The organism is Clostridium senegalense, from assembly GCF_018916625.1.
In the GTDB taxonomy this organism is placed as follows: Bacteria; Bacillota; Clostridia; order Clostridiales; family Clostridiaceae; genus Clostridium_J; species Clostridium_J senegalense.
Genome location: NZ_JAHLNC010000018.1, coordinates 1 through 23,583, shown reverse-complemented (window position 1 = coordinate 23,583; position 23,583 = coordinate 1). Strand labels below are relative to the sequence as shown.

The following is a 23,583-nucleotide window of genomic DNA, read 5'->3' as shown; positions in this document are numbered from 1 at the left end:
TTAAATAGATACTTATATATGTACCGTTGGCTAAATGGGAATTTAAGCCTGTGGAGTGCTATATAAACCAAAGTAGCTTCGGCAAAATGGAGTACATTGAAACAGGAAAAATCTCAATATGGGTATTTTTGTCCATATTTTGAGTAGCAGAGTTATATGCTTAGGTTTTTAGATAGTGGAGAATCCCATGGAAAAGCTTTGGTAGCAATATTAGAAGGACTGCCAGCTAATTTTTGTTTAGATTTAGATTTTGTAAATAATGAACTTTCTAGAAGACAATGTGGCTATGGTCGTGGCAACAGAATGAAAATTGAGAAGGATAAAGCGGAAATTTGGTCAGGATTAAGAGGAAATAAAACAACAGGAAATCCAATGTCTATCATAATCTTTAATAAAGACTATGAAAATTGGAAAGAATTTATGGAAAATGAGACAAAGGATGAGGAAAAAATAGTAATTCCAAGACCAGGACATGGTGATTTAGTTGGTTATTTTAAATATAATACTACAGATATAAGAGATACTATAGAGCGAAGTTCTGCAAGGGAAACTGCTATAAGAACAGCTGTTGGTGCCGTATGCAAGAATATGCTTTTAGAACTTGGTATTGAAATAAGAAGTAAAGTTAACTCTATTGGTCCTTATAAAGACAGTAATATGGATTTATTCGATAATAGAGTATATGAAAGAATAAATAATAGCGATGTTAGGGTGTTTGATAAAACAGCTGAAATAAAAATGAAAAAACTTATAGACTATTGTAAAGATAAAGGAGATACTGTAGGTGGTAGTATAAAGGTTGAAGTAAAAGGTGTTCCACTAGGACTTGGAAGTTATGTCCACTATGATAGAAAACTTGATGGCATTTTATCAATGGCAATTATGTCTTTGCAAGGAATTAAAGCTGTTGAAATAGGGGATATATTAAATAAAGATAAAGTTTTTGGTAGTGAATTTTTAGATGAAATGTATTTTGAAGATAAAAAACTAAAAAGGGCTTCCAATAATGGTGGAGGAATAGAAGCTGGAGTCTCTAACGGTGAAAATATAAAATTAACAGCTTATATGAAACCAATCCCATCTGTAAAACTACCTTTACAATCTGTAAATTTAAAAGAAAATACTAATGTAACTACTCGTTATGAACGTTCAGATGTTTGTGGCGTTGTACCAGCATCAATTGTAATTGAAAACATTGTTGCATTTGAAATATTAAAAGAAATATTAAAAGTATATCAACAGGATGATTTTAGCAAATTAAAGGAAAACATACAAAAACTTTAAGGCATATGAAAAGAGATAAGAGATTGAAGATTTTAGTCATATTTATAAGAAGACAAGAAGATGAAATTCAGAGATAATAGTTGTATGTCTGGATTTTGCCAATAAAGTATTTGGGGTAAATAGGCAAAAATATTCATTTATTATTTATTTCATTATTCCTAATATAGAAATATGAGGTGATTATATGAGTAAAGAAAAAATGCTTATTTTAGATGGTCATAGTTTAATGTATAGAGCATTTTACGCTATGCCTAATTTAAGTAATTCGGAAGGATTATTTACAGGTGCTATATATGGATTTTCTAATATGCTATTTAAAATGATAGATGAAATAGAGCCAGATTATATAGTAGCTACTTTTGATAGGTCTAAACCAACCTTTAGACATGAAAGTTTTGAGGAGTACAAAGCCGGTCGTAAAACTATGCCAGATGAACTTAGAATGCAATTTCCAATTGTTAAAGATATGCTTAATAAGATGGCAATAAATATTTTTGAGTTAGATGGTTTTGAAGCAGACGATTTAATAGGTACATTAGCTACATATGTTGAAAAAGAAGGTATGGAAGTATATATAGTTACGGGAGATAAAGATGCTCTTCAACTTGCAACTGAAAATATAAAAGTTGTTATAAATAAAAAAGGTGTAACAGAAAAAGAAATTTATGATGAAAAAAGAATGATAGAAGAATATGGTGTAACTCCAGAAGAATTTATAGATGTAAAAGGACTTATGGGGGATAAATCTGATAACATACCAGGTGTTCCTGGAATTGGGGAAAAAACAGCTTTTAAACTTATAAAAGAATTTAAAAGTATTGAAAATCTCCTTCAAAATTTAGATAAGGTAAGTGGCAAAAAGCTTAAAGAAAATTTACTTGAAAATAGCGAGCAAGCTATATTTAGTAAGAAGTTAGCTACTATTGTAAAAAATGCTCCTATTGATATTAATATGGATGAAATAAAATCTAAAAAAGAGTATGATACAAATGGATTAAAAGAACTTTTCTTTAAATTAAAGTTTAAAGCTCATATAGATAGATTAAATAAAGAAGACGGGAATTGTAGCAAAGAAAGTAACTGTGATATAGAATTTGAATTAATAGAAAACATAGATGAATTAAAAAAATTATTAACTATAAATAGTGAAAAAGCATTTTTTACCTTTAATATAAAAGATGAGAATGTTTTCTCTAAAATATATTTAGAAAAATTATATATGTGTTTTGACAATAAATATTATGTAATAAATATAAAAACTATAAAAGAAGAGAATCTAGAGGAAACTTTAAAAGTTTTAAAAGAATTCTTTGAAAATGAGAAAATAGAAAAAGTATCTCATAATGTTAAAAACTTTTATAAAGTTTTACAAAAGGATGGTATAGAGCTTAAATCATTAGAATTTGACACAGAGATTGCAGCTTACTTAATAGATTCATCAAAGTCCGAATATAGTTTAAAGACTTTATCATCTAATCTTTTAATGGAAACTGTTGAATCAGAGGATGAAGATAAATTACAAATAACTTTACTTTCTAAACTAGAAAAAATATATGAATTAGAAAAAGAAAAAATTGAACAGTTAAATATGCAAGAACTGTTATACGATATAGAACAGCCATTAACTAAAGCTATTGCTGATATGGAAAAGGAAGGTTTTAAGATAGATAGAACTACCCTTGAAGATCTTGGAGTAGCATTTAAGGGAGAATTAGACAGCTATACAAGTGAAATTTATGGTCTTGCAGGGGAAGAGTTTAATATAAATTCTCCAAAACAGCTTGGAAAGATATTATTTGAAAAATTGGATTTACCTATAATTAAAAAAACTAAAACAGGATATTCTACAAATGCAGAAGTTTTAGAAGCTTTAAAAGATAAGCATCCAATAATAAACAAAATAACTTATTACAGACAACTTTCAAAAATTTATTCTACTTACGTAGAAGGATTAAAGCATGTAATAGACGTAGATGATAAAATTCATTCTAGCTTTAATCAAACAGTTACTACAACAGGAAGGCTTTCAAGTACAGAGCCTAATCTTCAAAATATACCTATAAAATACGAAATGGGTAGAAAAATAAGAAAGGCATTTATTTCACATAATGATGAATCTGTATTACTATCTGCAGATTATTCTCAAATAGAACTAAGGGTTCTTGCACATATTTCACAGGATGAGAATTTAATAAACGCCTTTAAAAAGCACAATGATATTCATACTATAACTGCATCAGAAGTCTTTAATGTAAGTGTAGATGAAGTTACTAAAACAATGAGAAGTAATGCAAAAGCCGTAAATTTTGGAATTGTATATGGTATAGGAGACTTTAGTCTTTCTCAAGATTTAGGTATAACAAGAAAAGAAGCTAAAGAATATATAGAAACTTATCTTTCTAGATATCCAAAGGTAAAGGATTATATAGATAACATAGTTGATGAGGCAGAAAAAACAAGTTATGTTACAACAATTTTAAATAGAAGAAGATTTATACCAGAAATATTATCTTCTAACAAAATACTTAAAGCATTAGGTAAAAGATTAGCAATGAATGCACCAATACAAGGTAGTGCAGCAGATATAATAAAAGTTGCAATGGTTAAAGTGAACAATGAGCTTAAAAAAGGAAACTTTAAAAGTACACTTATACTTCAGGTTCATGATGAACTTATATTAAATGTATATAAAGATGAACTTGATGCTGTAAAAGAACTTGTAAAAAAATCAATGGAAGAAGTTTTAACTTTAAATGTCCCCCTAGAAGTAGACATAAATACAGGAAATACATGGTATGACACAAAGTAATACTATAATAGTAGGACTTACAGGTGGTATAGGAAGTGGAAAAAGTACCATATCTAAAATGATAATGGAACAAGATATAAGTATAATTGATGCTGATAAAATCTCAAGGGAAGTTTTAAATATTTATCCAGAAATTCTTTTAAAGATAAAAAATGAATTTGGAGAAGAATATTTTTATGAAGATGGTTCTTTAAACAGAAAAAAGTTAGGCCAATATGTATTTTCTAGTGAAATATTAAAAAAAACTTTAGAAAATATCATAATACCCTATATAAAAAGAGAAATATTTGATAAAATAAAAAAGTGCAGAGAAAATATGGAAGAAATTGCAATAGTCGATGCACCAACATTAATAGAAAATAATCTGCAAATTTATATGGATTATGTTATTCTAGTTATGGTTGATGAAGAAACTCAAATTCTAAGGGTAATAAAAAGAGATTTACAATCTAAAGAAGAGGTTTTAAAGAGGATAAGAAATCAACTGTCACTAGAAGAAAAAATCCAATACGCAGATTATGTAATTGATAATAGTAAGGATTTAGACTTTACTAAAAGTCAATTAGCACATATCTTAAATGATATATTACTAAGGGGGAAAAATGAGAAAATTTAAAGCATTAATTAAATTAGCTTTCATAGCTTTAGTAATTATCTTAGTCTTTAATCACGATGCTATATTAAAAAATATGTATCCTCTACAGTATGAAGGTTACATAATAACCTATTCAAGAGAATATAGCGTTGATCCTAATTTGGTAGCAGCAGTCATTAAAGCAGAAAGTAAATTTGAAAATAAGGCAGTCTCTCATAGAGGTGCTTATGGATTAATGCAAATAATGCCTGATACTGCTGATTGGATCGCATCCCAAAGTGGAATGGGGGAAATAACTTATGATGCTTTGTATGACCCTGAAACCAATATAAAAATGGGATGTTGGTATCTTAATAATCTTAGTACTGAATTTGAAGGAGATTTAGACCTTATGCTTGCAGCATATAATGGTGGAAGAGGTAATGTTCAAAAATGGTTAAAAGATGATAATTATTCTAAAGACGGAGAAAATCTTCATGCTATACCATTCAAAGAAACTAAAAACTATGTAGAAAAAGTTAATAAAAATTATAATATGTATAAAAAAATATATGATTTAAAATAACTACAATTTAAAATTATAAAATTTATTGAAATAAATAACTAGTTTAGTCCTTAAAGATTAAATTAGTTATTTTTCTTTTTATCAAGTGTAGATAATGTTTTAAAATTAGACTATATAAAAATTTTCATAAATTTGTTATAATTTTAAATATGACTTCTTATAAAAAAAATTTTATTAGAAATCCAGTATAAATTTTAGAAGGGATGTGCCTTAATGGCTGAATATAATTTAAAAAGTAAAAAAAGTTTTTTAACTATATGTAAAGCTTTAAAAAAAGATGATATAAAACTTATAGCTATTCAAAGCTATAATAGATTCTATAAAATTGGTGAGTTTTCTGTTACTTTTGGTAAAAAGTGTTGTTATGAGTATGTTTTAGCTACAATATTAAAGCATTATAATAAAGATGTATTAAATAAAATAGATGAAAAAATTATGTTAGTATTTTTAGAAATGTATAATCCAATAATGTTTAAAGAAAGTTTAAAACCTATTATAAAAGAAAGCAAAATAGATTATAAAGAAGAATGGTTAGTAGCTATAGATTATTTTAGTAAGTATCATAGTTGGATTGAAGATGAAATATATGGTAGAGAACTTGAAGATAGTTTAAAAAACAATCTAGGACCTTTTGCTTTAATTGATTTAGAATTAAATAAAGTAGACAGTGGTTATCAATGTCCATTCTGTAAAGAACATATGAACAGCATTAATTTTGCAGATAACAGACCCTTTGAACTTTCTACATATGAAGGTATAAAACATATTGATACAATATATAGTTGTAATAAATGTAAGGTATTTGTAGCACCACAAAAGGATAAAAATATGAAGGATGATAAAATATACTATAAAAAAATCATATCTTCTAATAATTTTAAGATACATTTAGATATATTTAAAGGTAATTTATAAAATTTATTATAATTTAAAAAAATATATATAGTAAATGAAAGATTACATATACTATTATAAGGCAATGGAAATAATAAGCCTCTTTATCATGTAGAAAAGTAGGTGGTATTATTAGTAAAAATTATGCTTTATTAAAAAATAAACTTTTAAAGTACAATATATCAAGTGATATAGACATTGATAAAAAAGTATATCATTATACTAATATTAGTGCTTTGTATCAAATTTTAACCCAAAAATCATTAATGGTTACTAATAGTGAATTTTTAAATGACAGAGAAGAAATATTATATAGTATAGATATTATAGAAGAAATATATAAAACTATAGACAATGGAGTTATAGACATAAAGACTTTAAAAAAACTACTAGTTGATTCATTAAAATATAAATTTATTTTAAGTTTTTCTTTAAATAATGATTCAATAGGACTTTGGGGAAACTATACTAACTTTGAGGGATATAATATTGAAGTTGATTTAAAAAATATAGTAGGTTCAAAAGAAAATTTTAAAAAATATATAATTGCAAATAGTAAAAGCATTACTCCAAAAGGAAACAATGCATTTTATCATGAAGCTTTTGGAAAAGTTATATATGATACTGTAGAACAAAAGGAAATTTTAAAAAGTTTAATATTAATATTGAACCAATCTTTAGATAAAAGTTTCAATTTAACGGAAGAAGAAAGAAAAATTATTAAAGAAGATGTTTTATCAAAAATACTTTACTATATAAATATATTTAAACATCCTGGATTTAAACAGGAAGAAGAATATAGGCTTGTTTTTACTTTAAATAAAGATAGTTATGATAGAGTTATTAAATTTACTAATAGGAATGGTGTAATTATACCTTATATAGAGATTAAGTTTATAAACAAAGATGGTAAATGGGAAATTCCTATAACATCCATAACTATTGGTCCTAAAACTAATATAGAACTTGCTCAAAAGGGTCTTGAAAGATTATTAGAATTACATCAATTGTACCTAGATAGTAAAGGGGAAAAAGAAGATATAACTATAGTGAAATCTCAAATACCATATCGTTAATATTATTAAATTTGAAGAGTTACCATACTAAAAATATTTTATTATGGTAGCTCTTTTTAAATTTATTTCCATATATGGTAGTTGTTAAGAAAAGATAATGTATAATATAGATTATATATCATATTTTATTGGAATAATGTGTATTAATCTTATGCATATGATTGCAACGCTATATAAATTTATAATAAGTTTTAATATGTAGTGAGGAAACATGGAAGAATGGTTTACAATTGAAAGTATAGATGACAATACCTACTCAATAAGTGAATATGGTCATTGGGAAAAGGTACATTCATATTTGCTAATAGGAAAGGAATGTGCACTTTTAATTGACACTGGATTAGGTATAGGAAATATAAAAAAAGAAGTTGATAAATTGACTAATTTGCCTATTATAGTTATTACAACTCATGTGCACTGGGATCATATAGGAGGACATAAATTCTTTAATCATATTTATGTTCATAAACAGGATGCAGAATGGCTAAGCAAGGGTATTCCCATTCCTAATAGTGTAGTTTGTAAAAACATCATGATGGAGCCTTTTATTAAAAATCCACCAATAGATTTTAAAATAGAAGATTATAAAGTTTACATTGGTAATCCAACTAAAATAATAGAAGATAATTATATTATAGATATTGGTTCAAGAAAACTTAGGGTTATACATACTCCAGGACATTCGCCAGGTCATATTTGCTTATTCGAAGAAGAAAAAGGGTATTTATATACAGGCGATTTAATATATAAAGGAACTTTATATGCGTTTTATCCCAGTACGGATCCTCAATTGTTTAAAAAATCAATTGATAAGATAAGTAACTTAAAGGGGATAGTGAAAATATTACCTTCTCATAATGAATTAAATATAAATGTAAATTTAGTTGAAAAAATTAAACATGGATTTAAAGAAATTGAAGACAATGGTCAATTAAATCAAGGAAGTGGCTTATTTGATTTTGGCGAATTCAAAATAAAAATATAGTAAGATAAATTAAAATATTAATATGAAATTCTTATAAGGATACAATTTTAAAAATAAATATTAAATATATTAAAGAATTCATAACGATGTTATATTTTAAAAGATATACTAAATTTATAATATATAATTTAAAAAACTGCCTAAAATAGAATGAAACATCTATTTTAGGCAGTTTTCATAATGTTCTAAGTTGACTTTTAAAATTATTATTTCTCTAATAACTCATCATAAGGCCAGTTTTTTTGACCATCTTTAAGGATAAATAATCTTCCTTCGTCAATTCCTTTTTCTTTTAAATATCCATAAGTTCTTTCAGCACCACCAGCGCCACCAGGACAAACTATAACAATTGGATCCTTAGATTCATTAAGCTTGTCTAAAACTTTATCAAGTTTTGCTTTATCTTCATCAGTTTTCACTGGATAAGCATGTGTAGGGATTACACCTTTTATGTGATGTTCGTTAAATTCTTCTTCAACTTGTATATCTAACATTACAACTTTATCGTTGTTTTCTATAGCTTTTTTTAACTCTTCAGCAGTGTAATATTTAAATTCACTTTTATTTTCATCTTCTTTTTTGTCTTCTTTTTGTTCACTACTTTGATTAGTAGCTGTATTATTTTTACTTTCATTTTTAGTGTTATTTGCTCCACATCCAGCAAGTGTAACAGATGTAGCAACAAGTAACGCTAACATTAAACTAGCAGTTTTTTTCATAATATTCCCTCCTGTATAGAAAAATTTACATCTTTACAAACAATGAAAAATTTGTAAATTCAAATTACATTATACTATAATTTGATGAAATATACATATATGAAATACAAATAGAAATAAAGATAACTATTTGTATTTCATATACTGCTATTGTTAAATATTTATTTAGTTATATTTATTTTTGTTATCAGTTAAGAAAAATAAGTACAACTGTAGTTAGTTAAAAATTAAAATATAGTAATAAATTTAAGTTGAGATTCATACTAATGCAATATGAATTTAAAATTGTAAAAACAAAACTAAGGTGTAAAGTGGGGGAACAATAATGGCAGTTGATACTATTAAAAATGACAAGTGTTTAACTTTAAAAGATATAGCAAGTTGGGTTAAAAGTAAGGAGTGCCAGTATTATTTTGTAGAAGATATTATAGATTATAAGAGTACAAATCCTATTACTAATAAAGAATATAATAAGCTTATAGAACTATTTAAATCATATTCAGATAAAAATATAAAAGATATAAAAAAATTAAAACTTATAGAAAAAGATATACCCAGTGAAGAGGAATTTATCGATACTTTAAAAGAATATAAGATTTTAAAAAAATATATAGATACTATAGAATTAGAAGATATAAATTCAATTTTTAATAATAAAAATTTTAATATAAAAACTATAAAATATAGTTTAAATTCAATCCAAAATCAATTATTGTTTTTTAATAATAATGGCTTTGAAACTTTAATTAGTCAATATGAAAAAGATAAAAATGTGCAAGTTAAATTAAATGATTTTTATACAAATTCAATGAAACTATTAAAAAAATTAGCATTTTTTAATAAAAGAATTTATGCTATGAATATCTATGTTCCTAAAGATATAGAAATATTGGACTTTAAAAAAGAGTTAAATGAAATATATAAGGATATAAAAGAAAATGGTAAGCTAACATTAAAGTGCAAGATGAAAAATATAGCTATTTTCAATCTAATAAAAAGATGTAGAATAAACAAATGTAAAATAGAAACTGTAAATCACTATTTAGTAATGTATAATTATATGAAAATGAAATCAATAGAGAAAAAACTTATTAATTATTGGAATGAAAACTGTAATGAGTTCTTTTTAGAAAAAATTAATGAAATAAATATAAGTAAATTATTGTTTATAGAAAATAAGCTACAGCAAATAAAAAATATTATAGATTTTGAAGTTAGTTATAAATCACAAATTTTAAAAGAATTTGCTAAAGATAATTTAAGAGAATTTTCTATATATAACATAGACAATATAGAAGATTTATATAATTTAGTTTTAATAAAAGAGAGAGAATCTACATTGAAAAACTTAAAAAGAAAAATAGTAAAAACAACTAGAATGTTTTCTGATATAAGTATTTTAAAAGAGTTCTATAATTGTGTTTATAATTATAATTATGAAGGCATAAAAAAAATCTATACCATAATAGAAGATAATCTAAAAAAATATGAAGATATTATTATTATGGAGGAAATACTATCTAAAATAAAATTAACACTTCCAATGTTTTATGTAAATTTAATATCAAGAAAAAGTGAATATTTTAATTTGGATTATGAAGAATTATTTGAGTATGTGAAATACAAATCGTTATTAAGTGGGAATTTAAAAAAAAATAAAAATATTAGATGTAATACAGTTAGTAAGGAAAATTATAAACAATGCTCTTAACATAAAAATGATATAGGATAAAAAGCTGAAATTAAAATTGGTTTAGAGAAGTTTTTATTATTGAGTTATCCAAGTTTTCAAATGAATAAACTTAACAGCTAGGTTGAATTTTTAAATACATGATTGATTAAAATTAAAGTCAATCATGTATTTTTATTTTTAAAATCAGAAAATATTATATAAAATTAAAAAATAATAAAAAATAAATAGTTTAATTAGTATAAATGTCGAAAATTGATATATTTTAACAATAATGATATAATAAATGCAAATTTATAGATTTTATACTATATTTTTAAAATTAAGATTACTTATCTATAAAATATAGATATGAGGTGTTATTAATGGGTAAAAGTACAAAAAAAGTATTGTCTTTTGTAGGATTAACATATGTAATTACAATTATATTTTTTATAATACTTCAAGAAATTGGTGGAAATGCAAATTCAAAAACTTTGAATTTAATAGGATTATCAATGACTTTTCCTCTTATTTCAATTATTATTGTGGAAAAATTTATATTTAAAGATACTTTAAAAAGTTTTATTAAGGTTTCTTTAAAATTTAATATTTGGTTTTTGATTGGAATATTAATACCAGTAGCCATGGGATTAACTATTAACATAGTTAGCATTATTAAGTTTAATGCTATTATTTTTTCACAAAAGGAATTTGTATTTAATATAATAATAGGATTATCAATTGCATCCCTTTCAGCCTACATAGAAGAATTAGCATGGAGAGGATTTTTATATAATAATCTAAAATTTTTAGGAATATTTAAGTTGTCATTATTAATAGGATTAATATGGGCTTTATGGCATACTCCTGTTACAATTTTGTATAAATACCCTAGTAATCCTATTATAGGAGTAGTTATTAATTTTCTACAAATGTTTATTATATCTATAATTATTACATATATTAGGAATAAATCTAAATCTGTATTTGCAGCAGCTCTAATGCATGGGATGTTTAATACTATGATTTTGTCAAGTAACATGGATGATTTCAAAATTGTTTTGGTAAAGATTTTTTTAGGTATTTTAATTATAACTGCATTAACTATATATGAATTTTATAAAAAAAGTGTTAATTTAATTAATTATAAAATATAGGGTTTCAAATTAAGTTTATACATCAAATTTTGTTATCATTTAATAAAAATAAGTGCAACTATAGTTATTTAACAGTTAAGCATTACGAGTTATAAGTTTAGTTATTAATATATAATAAACAATTTATAAATTAAAATGGAACAAAAATGTAGTTTTATATTAAGTTTATGTTAAAAAATAATTAATATATTTAAAAAATTAAAATATCGTATTATACTAAAATTGTATGTTACAAAATAATACAATATAGTACAAAGTTTTTAAATGTAGGGAGATAGATAAAATGTTCAATTTAAACCCAAAGGAAGAAAAGTTTTATAAGATGTTTTGTGAGCAATCAACAAATGTGTACAATTCAGCTTTAGTTTTAGGTGAGGCTATAAACGATTTAAAAAACAAAGAAAATGTAGCTAAGAAACTAGAAAAGTTAGAACAAGAAGGTGAAGATATTCTGTCAAAAGTAATTAAAGAACTTAACACAGCATTTATAACTCCAATAGACAGAGAAGATATTTATGCTATAAGTAAATCTTTAGAAAGTATTACAGATTTAATTGGTGGAACTATGCATAGATTTACAATGTTTGATATAAACGAATCTAATGTACAAGCTGAAAATTTATGTAGTATGATTGTTAATGTTACAAAAGAAATTATGGAATTAATGAATGAAATGAAATTATTAGATAAAAAAAATAATATATCTTCAAAAGTTAAAAATATAAAAAATATAGAATTAAACGGCGATAAGTTATTTAGAAAAACTGTAGCAGATCTATTTAAAAATGAAAAAGATGTCCTTACAATTATAAAGTGGAAAGAAATATATCAAATGTTAGAGGATACACTAGATAGTTGTGAAAATGTAGCAAATATAGTTGAAGGGGTTGTCATGAAACATGCATAGTACATTTTTAATAACTGCAGTAATAGTTGTGCTGGTAATAATATTTGATTTTATTAATGGATTTCATGACACAGCTACAGCAGTAGCAACTTCAATTTCAACAAGAGCACTATCTCCTAAAGTGGCGATTTTATTATGTGCAGTATTCAACTTTATAGGAGCCTTTATGGGAACGGCAGTTGCTAAAACAGTAGGTGATAATATTGTAAGTCATAATGCCATACCACAATGGGTTATAATGATAGTTTTAATAGCAGCTATTGCATGGAATCTTTTAACTTGGTATTTTGCAATACCAAGCAGTTCTTCACATGCCCTTATAGGAGCCTTAGTTGGTGGAGGAATTGCTTATACATATACACTGGATGTAGTTAATTGGTATAATCTTTTTCATAGTGTAATTTTATGGTTATTTTTATCTCCAGTTATAGGTTTTGTTGCAGGATATATAATAATGGTATTATTAAATTGGATTTTAAAACCATTTAAAGTACAGGTTGTAAATAAATTTTTCAAAAAACTTCAAATTATAGCAGCATCTTTTATGGCACTAAACCATGGAGGAAATGATGCACAAAAATCTATGGGAATGATAACGATGGCCTTATTAAGTGGTGGATTTATAAGTGAATTTAAAGTACCTACATGGGTTATAGCTAGTTGTGCGTTATCAATGGCTCTTGGAACTTCTGTAGGTGGTAAAAAAATAATAAAAACTATGGGAAGTGGAATGGCAAAGCTTAGTCCAGTAAATGGTTTTGCAGCTCAAACAGGAGCGGCAACAGTAATATTAGGAGCTACTTTATTCCATGCTCCAGTAAGTACAACTCATATAATTTCAACAACTATTATGGGTGTTGGAGCATCTAAAAATCTAAAATCTGTAAAATGGTCTGTTGCTCAAAATATAGTATGGACATGGGTTTTAACTATACCTGTTACTGCTTTATTTTCAGCTATACTTGTATTAATAGCTAAATTATTTGTATAAAAGAAATCCTAAAATGTGAATTTAATAAAGCATTTTAGGATTTTTTTATGTAAATTAATATAATTATATACAGATTACTAATTTATTTAAAATATCTTATATGATATAATATTTTAAGTATATGAAAAAAATGCCAAGTAAAGCATATCAGTTAATTAAATTGTAAAAGTTGTAAGAGTTATAGGTTAATTTGGTTTTATACATAGAGGTGTAAGCTCTAATTATAATTTATACATGAAAAATTTTCACTTAATTTATGTATAGGTTAAAATTCTAGAGAAACTATAGTATGTTTATGTACAAGCTTTTAAAAATTAGGGGAAAAATAATTTTTATGGAGGGCGAATAAGTGGCAAAAGAAAATTGGATTAACAAGAAAAGTATGAGAAAGCGAATTTTAGTTATAATAGGAATTTCAATAACTCTATTCATATATTTATTTATAAGGTTAGTATATGTAATGATAATTAAAGGTGATAACTATAAAAATCAGGCAGTTATACAATGGAATAATAATGTTACGGTAAGTGCTAAAAGAGGAAGCATACTAGATAGAGAAGGAAATGAATTGGCAGTAAGTGTAGATGTATATAGGGTTGACGTAGATTTAAAGTCACTTAGAGAATCTTTAGAAAGAGAAAATATGAAGATGACAGAAGTTTCTTCTGCTGTTGCAGGTATATTAGGTATGGACAAAGATGAAGTTAATAAAATGATGACAGCTAAATTACCTAATGGAGACCCGGTAAATAATATAATTTTAAAAAGAAGAATAGAAAAAGAAATAGCAGATAAAATTCAAGATTATCAAAAGAAAAATGGTCTTATAGGATTTATAATCTCTCCAGATACTAAAAGATATTATACAAATAATAATTTTGCATCACATGTATTAGGACATACTAATTCAGATGGTGAAGGATTAACTGGCGTTGAATTATACTATAATAAATATTTATCTGGTGTTCCAGGAATAAAAATTGATGAACTTGATGCTTTTGATGAAAATATTCCATATGAAACAGTAGATTACACACAACCGGTAGATGGCAGAGATGTTATATTAACATTAGATGAAAATATTCAACTTTTCACAGAAAAGGCTGCACAAAAAGCGTTAGATGATAATAGTGCAAAAGCAGTTTCAATTATAGTAATGAATCCTAATACTGGAGAAATTTTAGGAATGTCAAATAAACCAGATTATAACCCTAATGCTCCTTGGGATGGAGATTTAAATAGTGAAGAGCTTCAACAACTTTGGAGAAATAGGGCAGTAAATGATGCCTTTGAGCCAGGATCTATATTTAAGGTTATAACTTCTATAGCAGCACTAGAAACTGGAACAGCACACCCTGGTGATGTTTTTCAATGTAATGGAAGTTTAACAATAGATAATGAAACAATACATTGTTGGGATAGAAATGGTCATGGGCCTCTTACTTTTGAACAAATTATGGAACAATCTTGTAATGTTGGGTTCATGGAACTTGGAGCAAAAATGGGTAAGGAAACCTTATATAAGTATATAGAACAGTTTGGATTTGGTAAAAAGACAGGAATAGATCTTCCAGGTGAAGCAATAGGAATTGTAAAAACTCCTGAGCAAATAAGTAATGTAGACCTTGCTACAATTTCTTTTGGACAAACTAATACAGTTACTATAATGCAATTTATGCAAGCATTTAACTCCATAGTTAATGGTGGAAAGCTTATAACACCACATGTTATGAAAGAGATAGCTCATTATGATGAGTCTGGAAATAAAATAGTAGACCAAAATTATAAAGCGACGGTTACAGATAATGGTGTTAAAAAAGAAAGCTTAGATGAAATAAAAAAACAACTTGAATCTACAGTTGAAGCTAATGGTGGAACAAGTGCATATGTAAAAGAATATAAGACTGGTGGTAAAACTGGAACTGCTGAAAAAGCTGGGAACGGTGGATATGCTGCTGGAAAATATGTTTCATCATATGTTGGCATGATGCCAGTAGATGATCCACAAGTAACAATTTTAATCTCTGTAGATGAGCCAGATTCATCAGCATATTATGCTAGTCAAACAGCAGCTCCAATAGGTAAAATGTTGTTTGAAGAACTTGGTAACTATTTAGCTTTAAATCCTAGTTATTCATCTAATCAAGCTGGTACAGGTAAAGATGTAATAGTTCCAGAAGGTAGAGGATTAAAACAATCAGAAGGAATAGATTTAATAAAAGCAAGTGGACTAAATTACAAATTAGATGGTGAAGGTGAGTATATTACAGATATCTTACCAAAGCCAGGTCACACTTTAGGTGAAGGAACTGAAATAATTGTTAAATTAGGAAAGCTAAACAACGTTGATAAAATGGTTGAAGTACCAAATTTAGCTAATTATAGTGAGACAGAAACAAATGAAATATTAAATAAATTGGGATTAAAAGGTGAATTTGAAGGTACAGGAATTGTAAAATCTCAAAATATACCTAAGGGAAAAGTTGTTAATAAAGGTACGGTTATAAAATGTACTTTAGAAAAATAAATATGGATTTTAAATCCTTAACAGAATAAATTAAAACTGGTATTTAAGATGATATACTTCACCTTAAGTATCAGTTTTTTAAGATTCAAAAATTATGGAGGTTATTATGGAAAAAATTTTACTTGTAGAAGATGATAGTTCAATAATTTTAGGAATAAAATATTCATTAGAGCAGGAAGGCTTTTATGTGGATATTGCAAAGACTCTAAACATTGCTAGAGATTTTATAAAGGATAATAATTATAGTCTATTACTTTTAGATATAAATTTGCCTGATGGAAATGGTTATAATTTTTGTAATGAAATTAGAAAAAATAGCGATGTAGGTATTATTTTTTTAACTGCTTGTGATGAAGAAGTTAATATAGTAATGGGATTAGATATTGGTGGAGATGATTATATTACAAAACCTTTTAGAGTAAGAGAACTTATTTCAAGAATTAATGCAGTTATAAGAAGGAAAAAGAAATTAATCAATTATGAAGAAAAGAAGATTTTAAAATTTGATGATTTAAAAATAGATACTTTAGCTATGAAGGTTTTAAAAAAAGGTGAAGAAATCATTTTAACATCATCAGAATATAAACTTTTACTCTTATTTATAAATAACTTTGACGTAACTCTTACAAGAGAAGTTATATTAGATAAATTATGGGATGATTCAGGTGAGTTTGTAAACGATAATACTTTAAGTGTTTATATTAAAAGACTAAGAAGTAAAATAGAGGATGATCCTTCTAATCCTAAATATATTATAACTATTAGGGGACTAGGTTATAAGTGGCAATGTAGAAGGAGTGAAGATTAATAAATGAGTAAAATTTTAAAAAATCCAGAGGTAAAGAAAATTTTAACTTTATTTTTAATAGTATTTTTAATATCTACAGTTTTTGCTACAATCATAGCTATATATTTTTGTAATGCTATGAAAAAAGAAGTTATAAATTATAAATCAGCACTTGTAGGAGCTATTTCTGATAAATATCCTATGGAGAAAGAAACAATAGTAAAATTAACTATCTCTGATAATAAAAAAGATAAAAGTCATGTTTTAAAAGGAACGAGTTTGTTAAAACAATATGGTTATTATAATGATATGAACTTTGAAAATGAACCTATAGTAAAATATACATTTAAAAATTATATGTTTTTTACCATGGCTTTAATTTTTACAATATTCATGTTGTTTCTAATTATCATAATCATAATACTAAAAATTTATTATAAAGAAATATATTTAGGTATAAATTTTACTGAAAGCATAATAAAGGGAAATTATAATTATAATTTAGATTCCTATAGTGATGGTGATATTGGTATTTTAAAAAGCAATATTGTTAAAATGACCTCTATTTTAAAGGAACATTTAGATAAAGAAAAAAGAATAAAAGTGTTTTTAAGTGACACTATGGCAGACATATCTCATCAATTAAAAACACCAATGACATCACTTATAATGTTTAATGAGCTTATGATTAATCCTAAAATGGATTGGAATATAAGAAAAGAGTTTTTAGAAAATAGTGAAATTCAGCTTAAAAGAATGGAATGGCTTATAAAGAGCTTATTAAAACTCTCAAGATTAGATGCAGGTGTAGTTAAATTTAAAAAAGAAAAAATAAATATTAAAAATTTGATAAGTGAAGTTAAATCTTCATTATGGTCTTTTATAAAGGAAAAAAATATAGAAATTATTTTAAATGGAAATGAAGATTCTTATTATATAGGGGATACACAATGGTCTATAGAAGCCTTTACTAATATAATAAAAAACTCTGTAGAGCATACTCCTAAAGATGGAACTATAATTATAAATTATGAGGAAAACAATCTTTATTCTGAAATTAAAATAAAGGATAACGGTATTGGAATTAGTAAAAAAGATTTACATAACATATTTAAAAGATTTTATAAAAGTAGCAATATTAATAAGAGTGATAGTGTTGGAATAGGACTTGCCCTTTCTAAAACTATAATAGAAAATCAGAATGGTTCTATATATGTAAAAAGTCATGAAGGTAAAGGTGCAGAATTTATTGTAAGCTTTCTAAAATAGTTTATAAAGATTAGTGACTAATTTGTCACTATAATATTCACTATAAAGTAATCTTAAAGGATTACACTTAATAATGTGAGTTGAAAAAATAACTTATTAAGTTTTAGAAAGGGTGTTGTAAAAATGGAAATACTTAAAGCTAGAAATTTATCAAAAATATATGGAGATAATAATAATAAAGTATATGCATTAAAAAATGTTAATTTTTCTGTAAATAAAGGAGAGTTTGTTGCCATAATAGGTGCTAGTGGTTCTGGAAAATCAACATTATTGCATTTGTTAGGAGGAGTAGACAAGCCAACTGAAGGAAAAGTTTTTGTTGAAGATGTAAATTTAGGTTCGTTAAAAGAAAAGAAATTAGCAGTCTTTAGAAGAAGAAATTTAGGAATCATATTTCAATTCTACAACCTAATTCCTGTATTAACAGCAAAGGAAAATATAACACTTCCAGCAGAATTAGATGGCAAAAAAATAGATAAAGAGTATCTTGAAGACATATTAAATACATTAGGACTTAAAGAGCGAGAAAATCATCTTCCAAATCAACTATCAGGAGGACAACAACAAAGAGTAGCCATAGGTAGAGCACTTATAAACAAACCTTCTGTAATTTTAGCTGATGAACCTACTGGCAACTTAGATAGTAAAAGTACAAAGGAAATAATGGAGCTTTTAAAATTAACAGTGAAAAAGTATAATACATCATTAATACTTATAACCCATGATTTAAATGTTGCATCTCAGGCAGATAGAATAGTTAGAATTGAAGATGGAATATTAAGTGAAGATGAGGTGATATAGTTATGGGCTTTTACTTATCACTGACAATGAAATATATTAAAAAAAATAAGAAAAGAACTATAGTAACTATTATAGGAATAATACTTTCTGCAGCATTACTTTCAGGAATAGGAACAATAGCTGTAAGTATGCAAGAAACTATGACAAGAGATGTTATTAATGACAATGGAGATTACTATGGTATATTCAAAAATCTAAAAGGAGATAAAGTTAATGTTCTAAAAGATCATGTGAAAGTTGAAAAGGAACTAATATGGAATACCTCTTATATAGGTGAAGTTCCTAATGAAAAAGGAAAAAGTATTGTTATAAACAAAGTAGATAAGTTTAATGAAACACTACAACCTTATAATGTAAAAGAAGGAGAATTCCCTAAAAAAGAAGATGAAATAGCAATCACTAATAAAGCTTTAAAAGTGTTAGGCAATAAAAAAATAGGAGATAGTATAACTTTAGATGTATTAAATGAAAATAAAAAATTAGAAAATAAAACTTTTAAAATTGTAGGGCTATTAGATAGTGTAGTAATAGAAAGTAAAAGTAATAATGTGTTTATGGCATTAAGTAATTTAAACAACATTAACAATTCTACAAATTATGATGTATATGTAAAGCTAAAAAGTAACAGAAATATAAGAGCAGAATTTGAAAGTATTGCAAAGGATTTAAACATAGAAAAGATTGATGGTAAATTACCTATTGAGTATAATGATAGATTACTAGATTGTTATGGTCAAAGTGATTCAGAAAATTTAAACAGTGTTTTATTAACTATGTCAATAATAATTGGATCGTTAGTATTAATTGCAACAATAGCTACCGTTTATAATTCTTTTTCAATATCAATAGTAGAAAGAAAAAAATTGTTTTCAACATTGGCTTCAGTAGGTGCAACAAAATCACAAATTAAAAAAATGGTTTTTGCAGAAGGAATACTTATGAGCTTAATTGGAATACCAATAGGGATTTTCTTTGGAACTGCAACATTAAATTTACTTTTTAAACTTATGAATTATTTTTTAAAAGATTCAATGATAGGGTCATTAAATTTACAAACTGTTATAAGTGGTAAAATTATTTTAATAAGTTTTACAGTTGTATTTATTACAGTGTTAATCTCTGCTTTAGCTCCTGCACAAAAGGCATCAAAGGTATCTATAATAGATGGTATTAGAGGAAATACAGACTATAAATTAAGAAAAGTAAAATCAGGTAAATTAATAAAACTTGTTTTAGGTGTAGAAGGACAATTTGCATATAAAAATTTAAAGAGAAATAAAAGAAAATATAGAGTTACTATTGCATCTTTAGTATTTAGTATAATATTATTCTTAACTTTTAATGGAATGTTAAGTAATTTTACTACTGCTTTTGACTCAATGTATTCTTTAACTAATTATGATTTTTTTATACCTATATATGATAATTTAAAAGATGATGTTAAAGATAAAATTTGCAAAGTAGATAGAAGTGAACGTGTTTCAAATTTAAAACTTTTAAGTTGCAATTCAATTATAAAATTATCAGACCTTACAGATGAAGCTAAGGAGTTAGTTGAAAAGGAGGAAAATGTAAATTTAGGTGCTAGTTATATGTCTGTTGGGGATAAAGAATTTGATATAATTAATAAAAAATTAATTGATGGAAATTTTGATGAAGAAGAATCTTTAAAAGATAATGGTGCTATTTTAGTTTTCACAAATAAGATTATAGATAATGGGAAAATATCAGATATTGAAATGTTTAATTTAAAAGTTGGAGATTATATAACTTTAACTAAAAAGGATAAAAATATATCAGTAAAAGTTAAAATAGTGGCTCGTACAAATGAGATTCCAACTGGTGTGGAGAATGCTTTAAAAGGACCTATACTTATAACTTCTGATAAAGTTTTTGACAGTGTATTAAATGAAGTTAAAAAACAAGATAGTACTGTGGAGTTTAATAGTTCAATAAATATAAAGTCATCAAACCCAAAAGAAACAAAAACACAGTTAGAAAAAATATCACAGGAATATTCAAGCTTTAATATAATTGATTTAACAAGTGAAAAAGAATATATGTATAGAAGTAAGGTTGGTATAATGATATTTTTAAATGGATTTATAGCAGTGGTAACACTTATAGGTGTATCTAACATAATAAATACAATACAAACTAATATTGCTCTTAGAAAAAGAGAATTTGCTATGATACAATCTATTGGTATAACACCACAAGGGTTAAATAAAATACTATATTTAGAGAGTATATATTATGGTGTTATGTCTCTTATAATAGCCATACCTATAGGTCTACTTTTATGCTATGGCATTCAAAAATCAATGAGTATGTTAGTAAATATCAAGTTTGTATTTCCATATACATCAATAATAATTTCTATAATAGGGATATTCTTTATAGTTCTTATAGCTGGATATTTTCCAATTTCAAAATTGAAAAAAGAAAATATAATAGAAAATATAAGATTAGAAAATGTATAAAATATAAATTAACTAAGCCACCTTCTCAAAATTTTGTGAAAAGGTGGCTTAAAACTTTTAAAAAAGCTAAAACAAATATAGGGAAACAAGCTCTAATTTAAATTTATTCAATAACCTTAAAATACTTTATACAAGATGCAGTGTTGAATTCTAAATGAGTCTGAGCATGTCTCACTATTTTAGGTATTTAAGTTTTTGAATGGATAATTTTAAAAGTCAACTTGAAATCTATAAAATATAGTAAAAGTAGTAACATTATATATAAAAGTTAATAATTGTATATATAATGTTGTAAATATATTATATAATGATTAGTATTAAGGAAAAATAAAATTTAGAGGAGGACTTAATGGCTAAAAAAAGATATGAAACTAAAATACCAATTATAATTATGATTATATTATTTGCTATAGTTGGATTTTTTTCTGGAGCTAAATTAAGCGTTTTTGAAATACCAATAATTCTTAGATTATGCTTAGTAGTAATTTTTACTTCTATATCTATGATATTTAATATAATAATTCATGAAATAGGACATATAGTATTAGGAGTAATAAGTGGATATGAGTTTAAGGAGCTAAAAGTATTATCATTTACTATTTTAAAAGATGATAATGGTAAGTTAAAGATAAAAAAGGATACAAAATTAAAAGGTACTGCTTATGGTGGACAAGCTATTTTAAATATAAATAGTAAAAACTTTCATAAAAACTCCATGATAAAGATGTTTTTAGGTGGTGGGCTTTTTAATTTAATATTTTCAATTATAACTTTAATTTTAATTTTTATTATAAATAATCCATACACTAATATATTATTTGCTTTAAATTCAGTTGTAGGAATTATGTTATTTATACTTAATTTAGTAATTTACAAATCAGAATATATGTTAAATGACGGTTATTGGATATATTCTTTAGTTAAAGATAATGAAGCAGTAGATTTATTACTTTTAGAATATTCAATAAAGGAAGGGGTAGAACCTAATAAATTAGATGATAAATATCTAAATAGTAATAAAGAAAAGGCTTCAAAATATTGCTCTGTTGCCTTAGAGTATTATAGATATCTTAAAGCTATACATAATTTAGATATGGAAAGTGGAAAAGAAAAAATTAAAACTATAATAGAATTTGATAGTGAATATGATATAACACCACTTACAGGAACAATGTTTACCTACACACATGATATATTTTTTTATTATGCAGTAATAGAAGATAATATAGAAAAAGCAAAAGAATATTATGATAACAACAAAAGTTTTATAGAAAATAACAAAGCTATAACAAAAGCAAGAGCATTAGCTACCTATGAAGCAAAAATAAATAAAGATACAGAAAAAGCTAAAGTAGTATTTAAAGAAGAATTTGAAAAAATAAAAAATAATGAAGATAAGGGTCTAATCACCTTTGAAGAGAAATTTACAAATAAAATGTTATTTTAGATAAAATAATGAATTTACCAGTAAAATATTCATTAAAAACTTGTAATGCTTTGAAATTACTGAGTTTAAAAGGTGTTTTGCTGGTTTGCTTTAAAAAATAAAAATCACTGGTAAAAAAACAATAAAACCTAGCAAAATCAATAGTTTGGATGTATAATGAAAAATAAAGAATGGCTATTTTTCAATGGTTGAACCTTAACATAAGATGTATTTAAATTTTGTAACTTTCATGAATCTAGCGTAGTTACCTACCATTGAATCTTAATGTTAAATGGATTGAAGGTTCATTTTTTTAGAATCATGTAATGGCAAATATTTAATAAAAGTACTAGTGATTTGTTTATTTTATTATATAACTAGCCACAAATGAACCTATCCATCTTGTTATGGCATAGAGATCTTTAATCATTGTCCGTTTAAAAGTTTTGATTTAGATTTAAAACTTCTCATTGATAAACGGATAAGTTTTAGAATTACAATCTTATGGCTTGTGCATTAACAAAAATCATAGCCTAAAAGTTCTTGCTCTAATTTATCAAAATCATATTTCCTTTGATGAAAATTATTAAATGTATCGTTGTTAGAAGATGCGCTTTTATATTGCTTTTGCATTAT

18 protein-coding genes are annotated in these 23,583 nt (G+C 25.3%); 17 read left to right on the top strand and 1 reads right to left on the bottom strand.

Annotation, left to right across the window (positions count from 1 at the left end):
- Positions 1–156: 156 nt before the first annotated feature.
- From aroC to KQI36_RS17130, 7 genes are all read left to right on the top strand, one after another.
- Positions 157–1,284: a chorismate synthase gene (aroC, locus tag KQI36_RS17160; RefSeq protein WP_216451959.1), complete on the top strand. Its 1,128-nt coding sequence runs from the start codon at positions 157–159 to the stop codon at positions 1,282–1,284.
- Positions 1,285–1,468: 184 nt separating this feature from the next.
- The gene (gene polA, locus KQI36_RS17155; protein ID WP_216451958.1) at positions 1,469–4,093 is read left to right on the top strand and encodes a DNA polymerase I; all 2,625 of its coding nucleotides are present in this window, start codon (positions 1,469–1,471) and stop codon (positions 4,091–4,093) included.
- On the top strand, positions 4,080–4,709 hold the full coding sequence (coaE, locus tag KQI36_RS17150; RefSeq protein ID WP_216451957.1) for a dephospho-CoA kinase: 630 nt from the start codon (positions 4,080–4,082) through the stop codon (positions 4,707–4,709). Before polA ends, coaE begins: the two co-directional genes overlap by 14 nt.
- Positions 4,696–5,253: a lytic transglycosylase domain-containing protein gene (locus KQI36_RS17145; RefSeq protein WP_010295504.1), complete on the top strand. Its 558-nt coding sequence runs from the start codon at positions 4,696–4,698 to the stop codon at positions 5,251–5,253. Before coaE ends, KQI36_RS17145 begins: the two co-directional genes overlap by 14 nt.
- A 213-nt stretch (positions 5,254–5,466) precedes the next feature.
- Positions 5,467–6,168 carry a hypothetical protein gene (locus KQI36_RS17140; RefSeq protein ID WP_216451956.1) on the top strand — a complete coding sequence of 234 codons (702 nt, stop codon included), beginning with the start codon at positions 5,467–5,469 and terminating at the stop codon, positions 6,166–6,168.
- Between the two features lie 215 nt (positions 6,169–6,383).
- Positions 6,384–7,223, top strand: coding sequence for a DUF2971 domain-containing protein (locus KQI36_RS17135; protein WP_216451955.1), 840 nt, complete (start codon positions 6,384–6,386; stop codon positions 7,221–7,223).
- A 211-nt stretch (positions 7,224–7,434) separates the two neighbouring features.
- Complete coding sequence (locus KQI36_RS17130; protein WP_216451954.1) at positions 7,435–8,208, top strand: MBL fold metallo-hydrolase; 774 nt, start codon at positions 7,435–7,437, stop codon at positions 8,206–8,208.
- 206 nt (positions 8,209–8,414) lie between these two features.
- Here the strand turns inward: KQI36_RS17130 and KQI36_RS17125 are convergent, their stop codons facing one another.
- Positions 8,415–8,927: a rhodanese-like domain-containing protein gene (locus tag KQI36_RS17125; protein WP_216451953.1), complete on the bottom strand. Its 513-nt coding sequence runs from the start codon at positions 8,925–8,927 to the stop codon at positions 8,415–8,417.
- Between the two features lie 325 nt (positions 8,928–9,252).
- Between KQI36_RS17125 and KQI36_RS17120 the strand changes: the two genes are divergently transcribed.
- The 10 genes from KQI36_RS17120 to KQI36_RS17075 all read left to right on the top strand — a co-directional run bounded on the left by KQI36_RS17120 (position 9,253) and on the right by KQI36_RS17075 (position 22,968).
- Positions 9,253–10,638, top strand: a complete 1,386-nt coding sequence (locus tag KQI36_RS17120; protein WP_216451952.1) for a transcriptional regulator — start codon at positions 9,253–9,255, stop codon at positions 10,636–10,638.
- A gap of 344 nt (positions 10,639–10,982) precedes the next feature.
- The gene (locus KQI36_RS17115) at positions 10,983–11,756 is read left to right on the top strand and encodes a CPBP family intramembrane glutamic endopeptidase (protein ID WP_216451951.1); all 774 of its coding nucleotides are present in this window, start codon (positions 10,983–10,985) and stop codon (positions 11,754–11,756) included.
- 283 nt (positions 11,757–12,039) lie between these two features.
- Positions 12,040–12,663: a DUF47 domain-containing protein gene (locus KQI36_RS17110; RefSeq protein ID WP_216451950.1), complete on the top strand. Its 624-nt coding sequence runs from the start codon at positions 12,040–12,042 to the stop codon at positions 12,661–12,663.
- Positions 12,656–13,654, top strand: a complete 999-nt coding sequence (locus KQI36_RS17105) for an inorganic phosphate transporter (protein WP_216451949.1) — start codon at positions 12,656–12,658, stop codon at positions 13,652–13,654. The genes KQI36_RS17110 and KQI36_RS17105 overlap by 8 nt, the downstream gene beginning before the upstream one ends.
- A gap of 349 nt (positions 13,655–14,003) precedes the next feature.
- Positions 14,004–16,181: a stage V sporulation protein D gene (locus KQI36_RS17100; RefSeq protein WP_216451948.1), complete on the top strand. Its 2,178-nt coding sequence runs from the start codon at positions 14,004–14,006 to the stop codon at positions 16,179–16,181.
- A gap of 106 nt (positions 16,182–16,287) precedes the next feature.
- The gene (locus KQI36_RS17095; protein ID WP_216451947.1) at positions 16,288–16,989 is read left to right on the top strand and encodes a response regulator transcription factor; all 702 of its coding nucleotides are present in this window, start codon (positions 16,288–16,290) and stop codon (positions 16,987–16,989) included.
- Positions 16,990–16,992: 3 nt separating this feature from the next.
- Complete coding sequence (locus tag KQI36_RS17090) at positions 16,993–18,237, top strand: sensor histidine kinase (protein WP_216451946.1); 1,245 nt, start codon at positions 16,993–16,995, stop codon at positions 18,235–18,237.
- Positions 18,238–18,360: 123 nt separating this feature from the next.
- Positions 18,361–19,038, top strand: coding sequence for an ABC transporter ATP-binding protein (locus tag KQI36_RS17085; protein WP_216451945.1), 678 nt, complete (start codon positions 18,361–18,363; stop codon positions 19,036–19,038).
- Between the two features lie 2 nt (positions 19,039–19,040).
- Positions 19,041–21,521 carry an ABC transporter permease gene (locus KQI36_RS17080; protein ID WP_216451944.1) on the top strand — a complete coding sequence of 827 codons (2,481 nt, stop codon included), beginning with the start codon at positions 19,041–19,043 and terminating at the stop codon, positions 21,519–21,521.
- Between the two features lie 349 nt (positions 21,522–21,870).
- Positions 21,871–22,968, top strand: coding sequence for a site-2 protease family protein (locus KQI36_RS17075; protein ID WP_216451943.1), 1,098 nt, complete (start codon positions 21,871–21,873; stop codon positions 22,966–22,968).
- Positions 22,969–23,583 lie beyond the last annotated feature (615 nt).

Excerpts from the sequence above, each read along its gene's own strand:
- aroC (WP_216451959.1), top strand. The coding sequence starts at position 157 with ATGCTTAGGTTTTTAGATAGTGGAGAATCCCATGGAAAAGCTTTGGTA.
- polA (WP_216451958.1), top strand. The coding sequence starts at position 1,469 with ATGAGTAAAGAAAAAATGCTTATTTTAGATGGTCATAGTTTAATGTAT.
- coaE (WP_216451957.1), top strand. The coding sequence starts at position 4,080 with ATGACACAAAGTAATACTATAATAGTAGGACTTACAGGTGGTATAGGA.
- KQI36_RS17145 (WP_010295504.1), top strand. The coding sequence starts at position 4,696 with ATGAGAAAATTTAAAGCATTAATTAAATTAGCTTTCATAGCTTTAGTA.
- KQI36_RS17140 (WP_216451956.1), top strand. The coding sequence starts at position 5,467 with ATGGCTGAATATAATTTAAAAAGTAAAAAAAGTTTTTTAACTATATGT.
- KQI36_RS17130 (WP_216451954.1), top strand. The coding sequence starts at position 7,435 with ATGGAAGAATGGTTTACAATTGAAAGTATAGATGACAATACCTACTCA.
- KQI36_RS17125 (WP_216451953.1), bottom strand. The coding sequence starts at position 8,927 with ATGAAAAAAACTGCTAGTTTAATGTTAGCGTTACTTGTTGCTACATCT.
- KQI36_RS17120 (WP_216451952.1), top strand. The coding sequence starts at position 9,253 with ATGGCAGTTGATACTATTAAAAATGACAAGTGTTTAACTTTAAAAGAT.
- KQI36_RS17115 (WP_216451951.1), top strand. The coding sequence starts at position 10,983 with ATGGGTAAAAGTACAAAAAAAGTATTGTCTTTTGTAGGATTAACATAT.
- KQI36_RS17110 (WP_216451950.1), top strand. The coding sequence starts at position 12,040 with ATGTTCAATTTAAACCCAAAGGAAGAAAAGTTTTATAAGATGTTTTGT.
- KQI36_RS17105 (WP_216451949.1), top strand. The coding sequence starts at position 12,656 with ATGCATAGTACATTTTTAATAACTGCAGTAATAGTTGTGCTGGTAATA.
- KQI36_RS17095 (WP_216451947.1), top strand. The coding sequence starts at position 16,288 with ATGGAAAAAATTTTACTTGTAGAAGATGATAGTTCAATAATTTTAGGA.
- KQI36_RS17090 (WP_216451946.1), top strand. The coding sequence starts at position 16,993 with ATGAGTAAAATTTTAAAAAATCCAGAGGTAAAGAAAATTTTAACTTTA.
- KQI36_RS17085 (WP_216451945.1), top strand. The coding sequence starts at position 18,361 with ATGGAAATACTTAAAGCTAGAAATTTATCAAAAATATATGGAGATAAT.
- KQI36_RS17080 (WP_216451944.1), top strand. The coding sequence starts at position 19,041 with ATGGGCTTTTACTTATCACTGACAATGAAATATATTAAAAAAAATAAG.
- KQI36_RS17075 (WP_216451943.1), top strand. The coding sequence starts at position 21,871 with ATGGCTAAAAAAAGATATGAAACTAAAATACCAATTATAATTATGATT.